The organism is Seohaeicola nanhaiensis (assembly GCF_042654245.1).
Lineage (GTDB): Bacteria > Pseudomonadota > Alphaproteobacteria > Rhodobacterales > Rhodobacteraceae > Seohaeicola_A > Seohaeicola_A nanhaiensis.
Map to the genome: position 1 here is coordinate 531909 of NZ_JBHSGI010000002.1, position 15905 is coordinate 547813.

At 63.3% G+C, this 15905-nt stretch carries 15 protein-coding genes; 8 read left to right on the plus strand and 7 right to left on the minus strand.

Annotation, left to right across the window (positions count from 1 at the left end):
- Positions 1 to 9 precede the first annotated feature (9 nt).
- From ACFO5X_RS02760 to ACFO5X_RS02780, 5 genes are read left to right on the plus strand one after another with little or no spacing between them, the layout of a single operon-like run.
- Positions 10 to 957: an ABC transporter permease gene (locus ACFO5X_RS02760; RefSeq protein WP_380715658.1), complete on the plus strand. Its 948-nt coding sequence runs from the start codon at positions 10 to 12 to the stop codon at positions 955 to 957.
- A 10-nt stretch (positions 958 to 967) separates the two neighbouring features.
- The gene (locus ACFO5X_RS02765) at positions 968 to 2161 is read left to right on the plus strand and encodes an amidohydrolase family protein (RefSeq protein ID WP_380715659.1); all 1194 of its coding nucleotides are present in this window, start codon (positions 968 to 970) and stop codon (positions 2159 to 2161) included.
- The gene (locus tag ACFO5X_RS02770) at positions 2158 to 3657 is read left to right on the plus strand and encodes an amidohydrolase family protein (RefSeq protein ID WP_380715661.1); all 1500 of its coding nucleotides are present in this window, start codon (positions 2158 to 2160) and stop codon (positions 3655 to 3657) included. The genes ACFO5X_RS02765 and ACFO5X_RS02770 overlap by 4 nt, the downstream gene beginning before the upstream one ends.
- Before the next feature lie 8 nt (positions 3658 to 3665).
- Complete coding sequence (locus tag ACFO5X_RS02775) at positions 3666 to 4682, plus strand: ABC transporter ATP-binding protein (RefSeq protein ID WP_380715663.1); 1017 nt, start codon at positions 3666 to 3668, stop codon at positions 4680 to 4682.
- The gene (locus ACFO5X_RS02780; RefSeq protein ID WP_380715665.1) at positions 4679 to 5668 is read left to right on the plus strand and encodes an ABC transporter ATP-binding protein; all 990 of its coding nucleotides are present in this window, start codon (positions 4679 to 4681) and stop codon (positions 5666 to 5668) included. Before ACFO5X_RS02775 ends, ACFO5X_RS02780 begins: the two co-directional genes overlap by 4 nt.
- Positions 5669 to 5671: 3 nt before the next feature.
- On the opposite strand, the gene ACFO5X_RS02785 is transcribed toward ACFO5X_RS02780, so the two are convergent.
- Positions 5672 to 6553 carry a crotonase/enoyl-CoA hydratase family protein gene (locus ACFO5X_RS02785; protein WP_380715667.1) on the minus strand — a complete coding sequence of 294 codons (882 nt, stop codon included), beginning with the start codon at positions 6551 to 6553 and terminating at the stop codon, positions 5672 to 5674.
- Between the two features lie 55 nt (positions 6554 to 6608).
- On the opposite strand from ACFO5X_RS02785, the gene ACFO5X_RS02790 reads away from it, so the two are divergent.
- Complete coding sequence (locus tag ACFO5X_RS02790) at positions 6609 to 6797, plus strand: SlyX family protein (RefSeq protein WP_380715669.1); 189 nt, start codon at positions 6609 to 6611, stop codon at positions 6795 to 6797.
- 2 nt (positions 6798 to 6799) lie between these two features.
- Here the strand turns inward: ACFO5X_RS02790 and ACFO5X_RS02795 are convergent, their stop codons facing one another.
- Complete coding sequence (locus ACFO5X_RS02795) at positions 6800 to 8494, minus strand: Na/Pi cotransporter family protein (RefSeq protein ID WP_380715671.1); 1695 nt, start codon at positions 8492 to 8494, stop codon at positions 6800 to 6802.
- Positions 8495 to 8734: 240 nt separating this feature from the next.
- Between ACFO5X_RS02795 and ACFO5X_RS02800 the strand changes: the two genes are divergently transcribed.
- Positions 8735 to 10123: a hypothetical protein gene (locus ACFO5X_RS02800; protein ID WP_380715673.1), complete on the plus strand. Its 1389-nt coding sequence runs from the start codon at positions 8735 to 8737 to the stop codon at positions 10121 to 10123.
- A gap of 13 nt (positions 10124 to 10136) precedes the next feature.
- Here ACFO5X_RS02800 and ACFO5X_RS02805 read toward each other — a convergent pair whose 3' ends face one another.
- A complete protein-coding gene (locus tag ACFO5X_RS02805; protein WP_380715675.1) occupies positions 10137 to 11429 on the minus strand; it encodes an NAD(P)/FAD-dependent oxidoreductase in 1293 nt (430 codons plus the stop codon).
- Between the two features lie 131 nt (positions 11430 to 11560).
- Between ACFO5X_RS02805 and ACFO5X_RS02810 the strand changes: the two genes are divergently transcribed.
- Positions 11561 to 12478 (plus strand): carbohydrate kinase family protein, encoded by a 918-nt coding sequence (locus tag ACFO5X_RS02810; RefSeq protein WP_380715676.1) that lies wholly within the window; start codon positions 11561 to 11563, stop codon positions 12476 to 12478.
- Here the strand turns inward: ACFO5X_RS02810 and ACFO5X_RS02815 are convergent, their stop codons facing one another.
- The 4 genes from ACFO5X_RS02815 to ACFO5X_RS02830 form a co-directional block, all read right to left on the minus strand.
- Positions 12479 to 13645, minus strand: coding sequence for a pyridoxal phosphate-dependent aminotransferase (locus ACFO5X_RS02815; protein ID WP_380715678.1), 1167 nt, complete (start codon positions 13643 to 13645; stop codon positions 12479 to 12481).
- 71 nt (positions 13646 to 13716) lie between these two features.
- Positions 13717 to 14523 (minus strand): hypothetical protein, encoded by an 807-nt coding sequence (locus tag ACFO5X_RS02820; protein WP_380715680.1) that lies wholly within the window; start codon positions 14521 to 14523, stop codon positions 13717 to 13719.
- Between the two features lie 10 nt (positions 14524 to 14533).
- Positions 14534 to 14905: a hypothetical protein gene (locus tag ACFO5X_RS02825; RefSeq protein ID WP_380715682.1), complete on the minus strand. Its 372-nt coding sequence runs from the start codon at positions 14903 to 14905 to the stop codon at positions 14534 to 14536.
- Positions 14906 to 14974: 69 nt separating this feature from the next.
- Positions 14975 to 15895, minus strand: a complete 921-nt coding sequence (locus ACFO5X_RS02830) for a dynamin family protein (RefSeq protein WP_380715684.1) — start codon at positions 15893 to 15895, stop codon at positions 14975 to 14977.
- Positions 15896 to 15905: the final 10 nt, after the last annotated feature.

The following is a 15905-nucleotide window of genomic DNA, read 5'->3' on the forward strand; positions in this document are numbered from 1 at the left end:
GAGCACAACATGACCGACGTCGCACAACCCATCCCTGCTGTTCGTCGCAGCCGTTTCGAGCGCCTTCGCGACAGTGACATCTGGTACAGTTTTCGCCGCAGCCCTTCGGCGGTCGGTGCGGCCATCGCGCTGACGGTCCTGATCCTTACGGCAGTTCTGGCCCCCCTCTTTGCGCCGCAAAATCCCTACGACATGGCAGCACTCGAACTCTGGAACTCGGAACTGCCGCCCATTTGGTTGGAGGGAGGCCAGTGGCCCTATGTTCTTGGCACCGATGTGCAGGGGCGGGATCTGTTGTCGGCCATTCTTTACGGCTCGCGGGTCTCGATCATGATCGGCGTGGCCTCGGTGGCGGTGTCGCTGGCGGTCGGGCTGAGCCTTGGGCTGATCTCCGGCTATTTCGGAGGGTGGATGGACAACGTGCTCATGCGCATCGGCGATGTGCTTTTATCGATCCCAACGATCCTGATCGCCATTCTTGTCAGCGCCGTGGCGCGGGAACTGCTGCCACTCGGCTGGCGCGAGGCGGGTTCCGCAGCCGTTCTCGTTCTGGCGATCTCGCTGACCGCCTGGGTACAGTATGCCCGCACGGTCCGGGCACAGACGATGGTGGAGCGGCGAAAGGAATATGTGCAGGCGGCACGGCTGATCAAGGTGCCCGCGCGTCGGATCATGGCAAAGCATATTTTGCCGAACACGATGACTCCGATCCTGGTCGCCGCCACGCTGAATTTCGGCCTTGCCATCCTGATCGAGGCGACACTGTCCTTCCTGGGCGTCGGCATGCCGCCGACCGAGCCTTCACTCGGCACGCTGATCCGCATCGGCAACCAGTATCTGTTTTCGGGCCTTTGGTGGATTGTCCTGTTTCCCGCCATTCAGCTTTCGCTTCTCGTGGTCTCGGTGAACGTTCTCGGCGACTGGCTGCGGGACGCCCTCAATCCCAAACTTCGTTAGGAGAACCAACGTGTCCGATCTCATCATTCGCAACTGTCGGCCGAACGGAGGCGACACGGCGGACATCCTGATACGGAATGGCCGGATCGCGCATATCGGAACCGTGACGGATGCGCCCGGAGTCGCGGAAGAGGATGCCGGTGGACGGATTGCGATCCCGGGTCTGGTCGATACCCATACGCATCTCGACAAGGCCTTGCTGGGGCATCCCTGGTATCGGAACGACGTTGGTCCGAACCTGCTCGACAAGATCGACAACGAGCGGGCGGTAAAAAAAGCCCTGAAGCTTGATCCCTACACGCAGGCCATGCGGCAATCACTGCTTTCGCTGTCTTGGGGCACCACGCATATCCGGAGCCATGTGGACGTGGATACCGACGGCGGCGTTTCGGCGGTTGAAGGTGTGATGCGGGCCAAGGCAGAGTTGGCGGGCACCGTCGACATCGAGATTGTCGCCTTTCCTCAGTCGGGCCTGATGCGGCGTCCGGGGACCTTGGAACTGATGGATCAGGCGATGGCGATGGGTGCCGACATGGTCGGCGGCCTCGATCCCTGCGGGATCGACAGGGATCCCAAAGGCCATCTGGATGCAATTTTTGCACTGGCTGAAAAGCATGGAAAACCGATGGACATCCACCTGCACGAGCCGGCCGAGCTCGGTGCCTTCTCGATGGAGATGATCTTCGAGCGCATCGAAGCACTGGGAATGGAAGGCCGTGTCGCGATCAGCCATGCCTTCTGCCTTGGAGCCAACGACTGGAACCGCACCCAAGGCCTGATCGACCGTTGCGCCGAACTGGGCGTGGCGATCCTGACCACCGCCCCTGCATCGCGCGACGTGCCTGCGATCAAGCGACTGGATGCAGCGGGGGTAAAGGTCGGCGCCGGCAACGACGGATTCCGTGACACATGGGGGCCGTACGGGTCGGGCGACATGCTGGAACGTGCGATGTTCGTCGGGATGCGCAACAACTTCCGCCGGGACGTTGAAGTGGAACGCGCCCTCGCGATCTGCACCACCGGCGGGGCCGAAGTCATGGCCATCGAAGATTACGGACTGACCGAAGGGGGCCTTGGCGATGTGGTGGTGGTCGAAGGCGCAGCGCTGGCTGATGCAGTGAGCCGCCATGCGGTCCGTCCTCTGGTCGTGCGCGGCGGAAAGGTCGTCGCCCGCGACGGCGAGACGCTGCGGAAAGCGCCGTGACTTTTTCAGTCACAGATCGCGCCTTTGCGGCGCTGCCTCTTGGCAAGCGTCCGCATGGCCGTTGGGCACTGTCGGCCCGTTGGATCGTGGCTGACACTGCACAGGGGCGGCGGTTGGTTGAGCATGGTGAGGTGGTCGTCGAGGCCGATCGAGTGATCTATACCGGCCCGCGCTTTCCGGGCGAGGTGGTAGCGCGATACGACATGGGCGAAGCTCTGATCGGGCCCGGGTTCGTTGACCTCGATGCGCTGTCGGATTTGGACACGACCGTATTGGGATTTGACGCCCAGCCCGCCTGGGCCAAGGGGCGGGTCTGGCCGCGTTCCTATGTCGAGAACGGACCGTACGAGATGTACAGTCCCGAAGAGCTGGCATTTCAGAAGCGCTTTGCCTTCGCACAGCTCTTGCTCAACGGGATCACCTCGGCCCTGCCCATCGCATCGCTCTTCTACCGCGAATGGGGCGAGACACCGGGCGAATTCGCCGCCGCGGCAGAAGCCGCGGGCGAGTTGGGCCTGCGCGTCTGGATCGGACCCGCCTACCGTTCAGGTGGCATGGTCTGCGAGGCACCGGGCGTGCTGGAGCCGGTGTTCGACGAAGCGCGCGGACTGGCCGGACTGGCCGACGCCATCGCCTTTGCTCAGACACACCACGGCACGCAGGGCGGGCTGGTCAGCGCTATGCTCGCACCTGACCGGGTAGAGACCTGCACCGAAGCCCTGCTTCGGGCGACGATGGCAGCAGCTGACGATCTGGATTGCCCGGTTCGGATGCACATGGCACAGGGCGTCATGGAGCGAGACACCGTGCAGCGCCTGCACGGCGCCACCGCGCCGGCCTGGCTCGATCGCCTTGGGCTTCTGAATAGCCGCCTGATTGCGCCTCACGCGACTGTCGCCACCGACGACGACCTGGCGCGATATGCCGCGACAGGTGTGACGGTCGCGCATTGCCCCCTCGTCTCGGGGCGTCACGGCGGATTACTCCGCTCTTTCGCCCGCCTTCGCGCAATGGGCATCCGAATCGGGATGGGTACCGATACGGCGCCACCCGACATGGTTCTGAACATGGCCGTGGCCGCGATCCTCGCACGGGTGGCCGATGGCGACACAGCTGCCGTTTCTGCGGCCGACATTTATAACGCGGCAACGATGGGCGGAGCAGATGCGGTGGGCCGCAGCGATCTGGGGCGACTGACCCCAGGCGCCAAGGCCGATATTGCCGTTTTCGCGATGAACGATGCTCATATGACCCCGCGCGTCGATCCTGTCCGCACTCTGATCCTTGGCGCGAGCGGGCGCGTCACCCGAGCAACTGTCGTGGATGGGCGGTTGTCGATGCGGGATGGTCAGGTTGCCGGCATCGACCTGCAAGCCGCGCAGGCCCGCGCCCAAGCGCAGTTCGATGGGTTGGTCGCCAAATATCCCGAGCGCACCTTTGGGCACCCCGATGTCGCCGAGATTTTTCCGCCGAGCTATCCCCTGATGGAAGGATGAGACCCGTGATGCACGATCCGACTCTGTCCCGGAACACGCCGGACACCACTACGCCGCCGGCCCTGGAAGTCAGCGGGCTGACTGTCGAGTTTCCGGGCCGCCGCGGGACACTGACGGCCATTTCGGATGTCTCGCTGCAGATCGCTCCGGGCGAGGTTCTGGGCGTGGTCGGGGAAAGCGGCGCCGGGAAGTCTATGACGGGCCTGGCCGTGCTGGGACTGCTGGAACCGCCGGGGCGCCTGGCGGCAGGGCGCATCCATATCGCCGGTCAGCGAGTCGACACGTTGAGCGATGCCGAGATGAACAAGGTGCGCGGCCGCAAGGTTGGCGCGATCTTCCAGGACCCGCTGACCTCGCTGAACCCTCTGTTCACGGTAGGCACGCAGCTGAGCGAAACCATACGCTTGCACCTCGGACTTTCGCGTGGAGCCGCGCGCGAACGGTCCATCGCGCTTCTGCGCGAGGTCGGCATTCCGGCACCGGAAGAACGGGTAGACCATTACCCCCACCAGTTTTCCGGCGGTATGCGCCAGAGGGTCGTCATCGCACTGGCCCTGGCGGCAGAACCCAAGCTGATCATCGCAGATGAGCCGACCACGGCACTGGACGTATCGATTCAGGCGCAAATCACAGCCCTGCTGCGCCGGCTGTGCGACGACCACGGCGCAGGCGTCATGCTGGTGACCCATGATATGGGCGTGATCGCCGAGACCGCGGATCGTGTTGCCGTCATGTATGCCGGCCGCGTGGTCGAGATTGGACGGGTGGAGGATGTCCTGCGGCGTCCTCAGCATCCCTATACGCGTGGCCTGATGGGGTCGATCCCCGCGCTGGGCAAGCGGGTGGCGCGACTGACCCAGATCGACGGCTCGATGCCCAGACTGAACGCCATACCCCGGGGCTGTGCCTTCAATCCGCGCTGCGCGCAGGCTTTTGATCGGTGCCGGCACGAGCGGCCTGATCTGATTGCGGCTGGTGATGGTCAGGCGGCGTGCTGGTTGCATCAACAGGGAGACATGGCATGAAGGACGAACGCAACGCCCTGGAGGTCGACAACCTGACACGCACATTCGACGTGTCACCGCCCTGGCTGAACCGAATGATCGAAGGCAAACCGCGCCAGTTCGTCCGCGCGGTGGATGACGTCAGTTTCAAAGTGAAAAAGGGCGGATGCCTCGCGTTGGTCGGCGAATCTGGTTGTGGCAAGTCGACCATCGCGCGCCTGGTGACAGGTCTCTATGCCCCCACCAGCGGGACCATTGACGTGGCGCCGGCCCGGGATGGCTCGGCGCAGACGGTGCAGATGATCTTTCAGGATCCGCATGCAAGTCTCAACCCGCGCTGGCGCGTGGGCGATGTGGTTGCCGAGCCGATCCGAGAGGGCAAACTGCGCCCGACCGGGGCCGAGACCGACGCGCGTGTCGCCGAGCTGCTGCGCACCGTGGGCCTGACGCCGGATGACGCGTCGAAGTTCCCGCATGAATTTTCCGGCGGACAGCGGCAGCGGATATCGATCGCCCGGGCGCTGGCCTCGGAACCCGAGTTCCTGGTCTGCGACGAGCCGACCTCGGCGCTGGACGTTTCGGTGCAGGCGCAGATCCTGAACCTGATGCGGCGCCTACAGGACGAGTTCGGACTGACCTATCTGTTCATCAGCCACGACCTGAGCGTGGTGCGGCACATGGCTGACCGGATCGCGGTCATGTATCTGGGGCGCATTGTCGAAGAAGCCGAGACAGAAGCGCTGTTCAAAGCGCCTGAGCATCCTTACACACGGCTGTTGCTCGAAACCATCCCGGATATCGCCAATCCGCGCCGTCGGCGCACAGCCAGCGCCGGTGAACCGCCAAGCCCGCTTTCGCCACCGAAGGGATGTGCCTTCCATCTGCGCTGTACGCAGGCAACGGAAGAGTGCCTGCGCGTGCGTCCCGCTGTCCAGCCCCGCCAATATGGCGGCAGGGTGGAATGCTATCACCCGGTGCGGGAGCCCCTGATGGCTGAGCCCGCGTAGGGCTCAGAAATCGTCCAGGCTGCCACCCCGGCCCTTTCCGGCAGCAAAGCGCGCAGCCCCTGATGCGCCCTCCGCGCTGAAGAGGCTCACCGAGCGCCATTCCCGTCGCAGCGCTTCGGCGAGATCGTCCGGCGAAAGCCTTGCCGAGAGGTGATCGGCACGCAAGCAGCCCTGTGGAAAGCGGATCAGGTCCTGCGCCAGCGCCTGTGCTGTGGCCAGCGCCTCTCCTTTCGCACAAATCCGGCTGGCAAACCCCAGAGCCAGAGCCTCCTCCGCGTCGACCGGGCGACCGGTCAGGATCAGGTCATTCGCCCGGCCCTGCCCAATAATGCGCGGCAGGCGCACTGTGCCTCCATCGATCAGCGGCACACCCCACCGGCGGCAGAACACCCCTGTCACCGCGCCCTGCGCCATCACCCGCAAATCACACCATGCCGCCAGTTCCATGCCACCCGCCACCGCCGGGCCTTCCACTGCGGCAATGACCACCTTGGACAGCATCAGGCGCGACGGGCCCATCGGACCGGGCAAGGGTTGCGCCACGGGATCGGACCAGTCCTCGGGAATGTCGACCGAAGCAATCCATTCTGACGCCATACCGCTGGCTGCCGATTTCAGATCGAAGCCGGAACAGAACGCATCTCCGGCGCCGGTCAGCACCGCCAAATCCGCGTCATCGTCTTCCTCAAATGCCCGAAAAGCAGCGTATAGCGCCTGGGCCGTTTCCGGGTTCACCGCATTGCGCGCTTCGGGCCGTACGAGAGTTATCGTGCACACGCGCGCATGAGTTTCGACTGTCACTGTCATTGCTTTGCCTCCCTGGAACCAGCTTGCGCCCAGCGCACAAGTCCGCCAAGTCGTCCCGCGAATGACGTTGCGGCGCAAAACAGGTTTTCATGCGTCGAATTGAGTTTTATTCCCGTGACAAAGGAGTCGACCGATGCAGCATCTTGAAGAACAGATCGCCCATTTGACGCGCACTGTCGACGACCTGAACGAGGTGGTCACGCAGCAGCAGACCGAGATCAATCGTCTGCTGCGTCAGGTGCAATTCCTGATCGACCGTGAAGCGCAGCGGGAAACGGATGGAGGCATCATTCTGGGCGACGAGCGGCCGCCGCATTACTAGCGTCAGTTCGCGTCCTCAAAGCCGGCGAGACGGCTGGGCAGCAATTCGCCTGTCTCGGCCAGGATCGGATGGCCCACGACTGCGAAGGCGTTGTTGATCTGCTTCAACACGCGAATGGTTTCCTGGTGGATGTTCGACGTGTCTACGGTTTCGGCCGCGCCGCGCCCCAGACGTTCGAGATGCGCGGCATGCAGGCGTTGCTCGATCCCACGCACCTTGTCCTTTTCCTCGGCCAGTTGCCGCGCCGCCTCCAGATCACTCGACATCATCACGTTCAGCGCCAGCTGAACCGAAGCCAGCACTCGATCGTGAAAATCGGCCAGCTCCTGCGCGCCCGCGGCTGAAAACGTGAGGTGCCTGAGGTGCATCCGTCGTGCCATTCCCAGAAGGTTCTTTTCGACAAGATCGCCCGCCGCTTCGAAACTGACCGCAAACTGGGCCAGTTCCGTCGCCCGCTGTGCCAGTTCCGGCGTCAGTTCGCGCGTCTGCTTGACCTTCGCGAGGTAAAGCTTGATGTCGAAATTGGTCGTGTTGACTTCGGCCTCGCGGGTGCGGATCGCTTCGGCCACCGCATCGTCCCAGGTCGTGTAGAGACCCATTGCAGGCGCCAGCATGGCCTCGACTGCCTCGCCCATGCGCAGAACCTCCCGCGCGGCGGCAGTCAGCGCCTGTTCGGGGCGGTCGAGCAGGGCCTCGTTCAGGGCCGTCACCCGCGGGGGGTGGGTCTGGGTAGCATCGGGCATAATCCAGAGGCATAGCCGTGAGACCAACGGAACCAGCGGCAGACCCACGACCAGGACCGTCGCATTGAAAAGCAAATGCAGCCCGATGACCTGGCGGGACACGGTTGATCCGAGCATGTCGAGCGGCAGGATGCCGGCGAGGAGGCATAGCAATGCAATCAGCGCGCCGCCGCCACGGAGCATGAGGTTGCCCAGCACCACCCGGCGAGCCACAGGGATGCTGCCGAAGGACAGGTAAAAGGCGATGATGGAGCCGCCGAAATTCGCGCCCAGGGTCAACGAGGCCGCCGCTTCGGCGTTCATAAGCCCCTGTGCACTCAGGGTGACGAACAAGAGCACGGCGGCCACGGAAGAGTGGATCGCCCAAGTGAAAATCGCCCCCAAAAGAAAGGCGGTCGCCAGATCGCTGCCGAGGTAGCGCATCACCACGCCCACGCCCGCGTTATCGCGCAACGGGGCGGTGGCCTGCCCGATCAGGTCCAGCGACAGGAAGACCAGCCCGACGCCAACCAGAATACGTCCCGTCTGTTTCCATTGCCGCGTCTGGCTGCGCAAGAACAACGTGACGCCGGTCAGCAAGAGCAGCGGTTCAAGCCATCCGGCCCGCGCGGTCAGCAGCCCGGCAACGGCGGCCGATCCGACGTCGGCCCCGAGCAGGACCGAAAACGCCGCCGTCCCACTCAGCACTCCCGAAGCGGCGAACCCCGCGGCCAGCATCGCGACGACTGTGGAGCTTTGCAGCATCAGTGCCGCGCCGAACCCCGCGAATGCCGCAGTCACGCGGTTTTCCCCACCGCGCCGCATGATCCGCCGGAGGGGCACCGAATAGGCGCGTTCGACACCGGTACGGATCAGACGAACCGACCAGATCAGCAATGCAGTGACGCCGGCGAGCTTGAGCAACAACAGGAGCAGGATATAACGCCTTTCAAAAACAGAACGACTGCAGGCCATCTTGCGCCTGCGCTTTCGGGGCAGCAAGGCGTTTTGTAACGATTTTGTAACAGCCCAGGCGTTTGTGTTTGCGCGAACATCGCTTGGATCGCGCCGCCCGCTTACCGATGTGTTCCGAACTTCCGTTCGATCGCGGGCCTGTAAAGCGAAGCTCATCCGTTTCCTCGCCTTGCCTCTCTGGCCCCATTGCGGTCAATTGACCTCCGGGGAGCCGACGGAAACTGGCGTGATGGACCGACTATGATCGACGGCGCATTCCTCAACCGGACACTGGGAACGGCGTTGGTCGTGCTGACCTGCGTCGTCATACTCGATGAATGGGGTCTTGCCGGCTGGGCCAGTTCGGGCGCTGCCGTGGCGGTTCTGGTCGTCGTTGCACTACTGGCAATCAAGGCGCACGGCAGCCGCGCCGCCTTTCTCATCGTCGCCCTTGTCCTGACTGCAGCGCTGGCCCTGCGTGTGCCCGACTGGCTCGCCATCGTGCAACGCGGGCTTGGGACGGCCGCCTTCATCGCCGGCTTCTTTACCGCGCTGTCTTCGCTACGCAGTGTTGCGCAGACCTCGCCCGCGATCCGTGCTACCGGCCGCTATCTGGCCAGCCAGCCGCCGGGCCGGCGCTATATTGCGCTGTCTTCCGGCGGAACAATGTTCGCGCTCCTGCTGAACTACGGTGCCATCGCGCTGCTCGGCACGCTCGCCTCGGCCAGCGCCAAGTCGGAGCCCGACCTTGAAATCCGCCGCATCCGGACCCGCCGGATGCTGCTCGCGATCCAGCGGGGGTTCGTATCGACGCTTCCCTGGTCTCCGATGTCCTTCGCTGTCGCCATTTCGACTGCAGTCATTCCGGGCACGGCCTGGTCCGAACTGGTCGTGCCCGGATTGATCAGCTCGGCGCTTTTGACAACAGCCGGCTGGGCTCTCGACCGGATGTTCAAGCCAAGACGAAGTGGTGCGCCGGCAGAGTTCAAGCCGGAGGGCACCTGGCGCCAGCTTCTGCCGCTCGGATTGCTGCTGGTCATTCTCGTCGGGCTTGTTTCCGTTCTACACTTCGTAACGGATATCCGCGTGGTGGGCGTCGTCATGCCAGTCGTGCCCGCGATCGCACTGGGCTGGATCATTCTCCAGACCCGTTCGCTGCGTGGCACCCTTAGCCACATCCGTCACTACGTGACCGAAGAGCTGCCGGCATATCGTCTGGAACTCGTCCTGCTGATGATGGCCGGATACATCGGAACGGTTGGCGCGGCTCTGCTGCTGCCGCTTGTCACCGCCTCCGGCTTTGATGCTTCGGGACTTCCGGGATGGCTGGTTCTGGCCGTGCTGGTGTGGATCGTTCCCATCGCCGGACAGATCGGCATGAACCCGATCCTTTGCGTCACCCTTCTGGCGCCGTTGATCCCGTCGGCGGACCAGCTCGGAGTCAACCCGACCGCCATCGTCGTCGCACTGACCAGCGGCTGGGCCCTCAGCGGCATCACCTCGCCCTTTACCGCGACAACGTTGTTGATCGGGTCATTTGCCGGCGTCAGCGCCTTCGAAGTCGGCACCCGGTGGAACGGGATCTATTTCCTGGTATCCGCCGTCCTGATGACTGCCTGGGCAATCGTTTTCGGTCTATGGACCGCCTGAGCGCGCTCCCCGTTCAGAGCCCCAACCCGTCCAGCAACCGGTTTTTCGCGACGGCAGCGCTGACCCCGAGGCGCCGCAATCGATGCAGTGGGATCGGGCGCAGCGGCGTCACTGGAAAATCGAGTTCAGACTCGGGTCTGCCCATCGCCCAGTCCGCCATGACACGGCCCATGACCGTGGCCATTGCCACACCGCGGCCGTTGTAGCCCAGGCCGGCAAAAATTCCCTCATCAATCCTGTTGAGGTGCGGATAGTGATCCACCGTGACGGCCACGAAGCCTCCCCAGGCGTGTACCCAGTTCACCGGCCCGAGTTCTGGAAACATGCGTTCGCTGGCATGACGCAACGCCTCGAATTGCCGCCGGGTACCGGCGTCATCATAGGCCCCGCGGCCGCCCATGATGAATCGTCCCTTTGCATCAAGTCGATAGTAGAGAAGCAGACGCCGCGTGTCGGACGGAGCTTGCCGGCCGGGCAAGATGGCGGTCAGGACGTTGGCGCCAAGCGGTGCCGTTGCCACCTGAACCGACCGCACCGGCACCACAGACCGCGCGAGGTCCGGTATCAGCTCGCCGGAATAACCATTGGTGCAGACAAGAACACGGCGCGCCCTGACAGTACCGCGGACAGTCGCAACGCGATAACTGCCACGTTCGGGCGACAGGCTGCGCACCCGGCTTTGACCATGGACATTCGCACCGGCCGCCTGTGCCGCCGTCGCGAGGCCCAGCGCGTAGTTCAACGGATGGAGGTTCCCGCCTCTTGGGTCGATCAGACCACCGACATAGGATTCAGTGCCGATCATCTGAGCAATTTCGTCCCGTTGCAGAACGCGCACTGGTGCGCCTCGCGCCTGCCATTGAGCGGCAGTCGTTTTCAGCGCATCAAGCCCGCGATCGTTATGCGCTGCGCGTATCCACCCCGACCGCACCGCGTCACACTGAATGCCGTGGCGGTCGATCAGGTCGAACACCGACTTACCGGCACCGCCCGACACGGCGATCATCCGCCCGCCCATTTCGGCCCCGTAACGCGCCTCGATGGCGTCCGGATCTTCCTTGAGGCCCGGGTTCACCTGACCGCCATTCCGGCCGGAAGCGCCCCAGCCTGGGCTTTCCGCTTCGAGAACAACGACGCGTCGGCCAGCCTCGGCCAGGTGCAGGGCAGCCGACAGACCGGTATATCCGGCGCCGATGATCGCGACGTCGGCCTCGACCTCGCCGAACAGAGGCGGACAGTCAGGTCCGGGATTTGCGGTGGCCGACCACAAACTGTCGGCAATGACCGGCGCTTCATTCGCGATCATGTCGTATGTCCTTAGCTTCTCGAGGCGATCCTGTGACTGCGCAACGGGTTTTTCAAGCCGGGCTGTGGGAGCTCGCTTGAATTAGAACTACTTGCACGCGAGAAGGCGGTGAACCGGAGATAGAAACAGCCATGATCCTCTGCTGCGGCGAAGCTTTGATCGACATGATTCCGGCCTCACTGCCCGACGGCCTCGAAGCGTTCATACCGCACGCCGGTGGCGCCGCACTCAACGTCGCTATAGCAATTGGGCGCCTGGGCGCTCCAGCCGGATTGTTCACCGGTCTTTCCCACGACATGTTTGGCCGGCAATTGGCGATCGCCGCGCAAGAGAGCAAGGTCGACATCTCGCTGGCCGTCCGTAGCGACCGGCCCACGACGCTGGCGTTTGTCGAACTGATCAACGGGAACGCGCGTTATGTCTTCCATGACGAGAACAGCGCCGGGCGCATGTTGACCGAGCAAGACCTGCCAGACCTGCCCCAATCCATCGACACCCTTGTTTTCGGAGGGATCAGCCTGATCCATGCGCCCGCCGCCGATACCTACGCCCAGCTCGCCCGTCGCGAGGCCGGTCGCCGGTGCATCGTCATGGATCCGAACATCCGGTCCGGGTTTGTAACGGATGAGGCGGCCTATCGGGCGCGACTGATGGGTATGCTGAAGGTCGCCGACATCGTGAAGATATCGGTGGACGATCTCGATTGGCTGTTGCCCGAAACCGAGGACGCGCTGACCGCACTGCTGGCTCTGGGGCCGGCGCTGGCGGTTCTGACGCGAGGCAGTGAGGGCGCGCTCGCCATGCATCGCGACAAGTGGCATGTAGAAGTAGCTTCAAGGCCAACCATGGTGGTGGATACCGTAGGCGCGGGCGACACCTTTCTTGCCGGTATGATCGTCGGGGCCTGGGAATCTGGGCTACTGTCTCGTAACGCCGTGGAAAACATTACGCCAAATGCGCTCCGCGAAATCCTGAGTTTCGCGGCTGCGGCTGCAGGTGTGAGTGTGTCGCGGGCCGGGGCCAATCCGCCCTGGCGTCACGAGTTGTGATCACTTCGACAGGAATTCATGCATCCGCCCGAGGGCGCGGCGGATATTCTCTTCCGAGTTCGCATAGCTGATGCGGATATAGCCCTCACCCAGCGTTCCGAAATCGGGGCCGCCGATCGTTGCCACGCCAGTCTGTTCCAGAAGGTCGGCGGCAAGTTTCTTGGACTGCCAGCGCGTGCCAGAAATGTTGGGAAAAGCGTAGAAGGCGCCTTTGGGCACCACGCAACGGACGCCGGGCATTTCATTCAACAGCTCGACGACCACTTTTCGCCGCTTGTCGAAAGCCGCGCGCATCTCTGCCACTGCATCCTGCGGGCCGGTCAGCGCGGCAATTGCTGCGTATTGCGATGGGGTGTTCACGCAGGACCAGGCATTGACGGCCAACTTCCTTATCTTGTCCAAAAGCGCGTCGGGCCAGACAGAATACCCCATCCGCCAGCCCGTCATTGCATAGGTCTTCGACCAGCCATTCAAAAGAATGAGCCTGTCCCGGATTGCGGGATAGTCCAGCAGGGTGACATGCTCTTCCCCGTCATAAAGCAGCTGGTCGTAGATCTCGTCCGACATGATAGCGACGTGCGGGTGTTTCTCCAGCCCCGCCACCAGCTTGTCGATCTCTGCTTTGGGGGTCACGCCGCCGCAGGGGTTTGCCGGGGAATTGAGAATCAACAGCCGCGTCTTCGGCGTGATCAGCGCCAAAGTCTCGTCAGCCGAAACGGCGAACCCCTTGTCCTCGCGAATGGGCACCGGCACCGGTGTGGCGCCGGTGTATTCAATCATCGAGCGGTATATGGGAAATCCAGGGTCCGGGTACAGGATTTCGGCGCCCGGCTCGCCGAACATCAGGATCGCGGCGAACATCGTGATTTTGCCGCCGGGAACGACGGTGACGTTGTCCGGATTCACCTCGACAGCAAAGCGGCGGTGCAGGTCCCCCGCCACGGCCTCGCGCAGTTCGGGAATGCCCGTTGCAGCCGTATAGCCATGTCTGCCGTCCCGCAGCGCCTTGACTGCGGCCTCAACGATATGCGGCGGCGTCGGGAAGTCGGGCTGGCCGATACCGAGATTGATGACGTCGACGCCTTTGGCCGCCAGTGCGTTGGCACGCGCCAGAACCGCAAAGGCATTTTCTTCTCCGATACGGTCGAAATTCTTTACGGTCTGCAAGTTGGCCCCCTCACCGGTCAAGCCTTTCAAACCGCATTCACCCTTGTCTTGGCAAGAGGGGATTGCCTCGATCAGCCGGGGGCAGCCCCAAACACCTTGCGCCAGGCGTCCATGGCCGGCACAGCCGCGTCTTTCGGAAGTACAGCCAATGCCTGATCCATGCCGACGGTGGCTTTCAGGAGCAACCGCTGATCCGGCAGGGGCAACATCAGACAGCCCGGCAGCGACGCGCGGATGCTTGCCAATGCAGCCTTCTGTTCCAAAGTGCGGAAGGCACGCAGCCCGGCCACAAGATCGTCCGGGCCGCGATGATGTTCCTCGCCGGTGCGACTGACAAGCAGCATCCAAGCCAAGGCAAAAGACTCGATACCCCGCAGAAAGTCTCGGATATCCCCCGAACCGCCGCAGGGGCCAAGGCTGAGTCCGATGCACGCGGCCAGATTGCGCGCGGAGCAGGACAGGCTGTCGGACTCGATCGGACCGATATTCCGATCCACGCGCAATTGCATACGGCCCGACCGCTCGAAGAGCGTCTGGAGGCGGTGCGCGTAGAGCCGTGCAGCAGACTCCGGATCTCCTGGTTCGAGTCGTGCTGTCGTAGGCCTTTCACCGACGATTTTGAGCCCCGATACACGCCGGTTGGAGACGGCCATCTGCGCCACCTCCACCCCGTCGGCAATCAACACGATCCGCCGAGGCAAAACCGTTTCGTCGATTTCGCGCAACAACATGACCATCAGGCTCTCGCCGTCGCCAGCGCGCGCGCGTCGCGTCCGGGCGAGTGCTGGGCTTTCCTCGGCGAAGCGCTCGATCACGTGAGCCAGACGTGCTCCCTCAGCCGTTCCACGTGATGCCTGCAATTTCATTGCCTTTCTCATCCCGCCCGCCTCAGAGATTCTGAACCGTTTGACGCGCCGGCCCGGCCACCCGCTCGAAATCTTCCACCGAGTTGACGACGACACATATCAGGTCCGCTTCGTCCTGAGGGGACCGAAGAAACAGGCGAATATCCGTGGGGTCGAGGAGAATGGCTTCGTCAAGTCGCCCCTTTTCGGGCACAAAGTGATGGGTGAGCGCAGGATCATCTGCAGCCGAAAAACAGCGTGCGGCCTGGGCACACAACTCGTCCAACCGCTCCTGATGCCAGTGGCGGGATGCACTGGAGCGCAGCACCAGGCGGGCGTGCAGGTCGCCAAACGCAGCAAGGCTGCAGCCGGGGGCCGCAGCGCGCAACGCATCCAGCTTGTCTACGATACTCATGGACCTGGCCCTTTTGCTGTAGTGCTCGACCTGCCGCTTTGCGTGACGGCAGTCTCCTTGAAGTTGCGATCAGACATAGGCGCCATCGTGTCGGTTCGGCAGCCTTTCAGTGCGCTGGCCATTGCCGCGCGCTTGCACGCGTTTGGGCATGACTCTGTCCGCATCCGGCAATGCATCAAACTGCATCCCAGCCTCGGAGTCGGGATCATCGTCAGCATTGGAAGAGCCGATTGCGTCGCCGGCCTTGACGTCATCCGCCCTCGGAAGATCGAGACGCGCCAATCCGCCATCGTCTTCGGGTGCCTGTGCGAGAAGCAATTCAACCAGATGATTCGTAAAGGCCGCCGCACCGCTGGCGGCCCAAGCCTCCACATCGTCGCCCGCCTTCAATGCGCGCATCAGGGAGACCGGATAGACCGCGCTGAACTGGCCGTCCGTTTCCTTTCGAACGCGCGCGAGGACCCGGGCGCGGTCGCGCTCTGCGATCAGCTTGTCGAATTGGGTGATCAGGAGCAGGTTGTCGCCTCTGGTCAGGGCACGCAGGTTTTCCCATGTGGCGGCTTCGGATTGGCGCCATGCCTGGGTCGCGTGCGTGCACCAGATCACGCTGTCGGCCAAATCGAAAACCGAACGCCAAACCTCCGGCGACATGTTCGGATCGGAGATGCCTGGCATATCGATCAGATCGCAGAGCTCCAGCAGTTCCGAGCGAAGGAAAACACGGATCAGCCGCGTTTCTGCGAGATCGACCTGGTCTATATCGGCAAGCTCGATGGGTGCCTGTTGGCCGTCATGACCAATGGCAAAGGCCGCTTCGTCGCCGTGAGACATCCAGACAGGTGGCAGGCGCGTTGCCGTAACGCGTGTGGGCAGCGGATCGCAACCCAGCAACAGGTTGGACAGGGTGCTCTTTCCTGCGCTGAACTCACCCATCAGCGCAAGCCGCGGCTTGCGCAGTTCGCCGTTTTTCTGACCGGTCGCCTGGCTCATGCTTTCCACT

Coding starts and splice junctions, on each gene's coding strand:
- ACFO5X_RS02760 (WP_380715658.1), top strand. CDS start 10: ATGACCGACGTCGCACAACCCATCCCTGCTGTTCGTCGCAGCCGTTTC.
- ACFO5X_RS02795 (WP_380715671.1), bottom strand. CDS start 8,494: ATGGCCTGCAGTCGTTCTGTTTTTGAAAGGCGTTATATCCTGCTCCTG.
- ACFO5X_RS02780 (WP_380715665.1), top strand. CDS start 4,679: ATGAAGGACGAACGCAACGCCCTGGAGGTCGACAACCTGACACGCACA.
- ACFO5X_RS02810 (WP_380715676.1), top strand. CDS start 11,561: ATGATCCTCTGCTGCGGCGAAGCTTTGATCGACATGATTCCGGCCTCA.
- ACFO5X_RS02775 (WP_380715663.1), top strand. CDS start 3,666: ATGCACGATCCGACTCTGTCCCGGAACACGCCGGACACCACTACGCCG.
- ACFO5X_RS02830 (WP_380715684.1), bottom strand. CDS start 15,895: ATGAGCCAGGCGACCGGTCAGAAAAACGGCGAACTGCGCAAGCCGCGG.
- ACFO5X_RS02790 (WP_380715669.1), top strand. CDS start 6,609: ATGCAGCATCTTGAAGAACAGATCGCCCATTTGACGCGCACTGTCGAC.
- ACFO5X_RS02825 (WP_380715682.1), bottom strand. CDS start 14,905: ATGAGTATCGTAGACAAGCTGGATGCGTTGCGCGCTGCGGCCCCCGGC.
- ACFO5X_RS02820 (WP_380715680.1), bottom strand. CDS start 14,523: ATGAGAAAGGCAATGAAATTGCAGGCATCACGTGGAACGGCTGAGGGA.
- ACFO5X_RS02800 (WP_380715673.1), top strand. CDS start 8,735: ATGATCGACGGCGCATTCCTCAACCGGACACTGGGAACGGCGTTGGTC.
- ACFO5X_RS02805 (WP_380715675.1), bottom strand. CDS start 11,429: ATGATCGCGAATGAAGCGCCGGTCATTGCCGACAGTTTGTGGTCGGCC.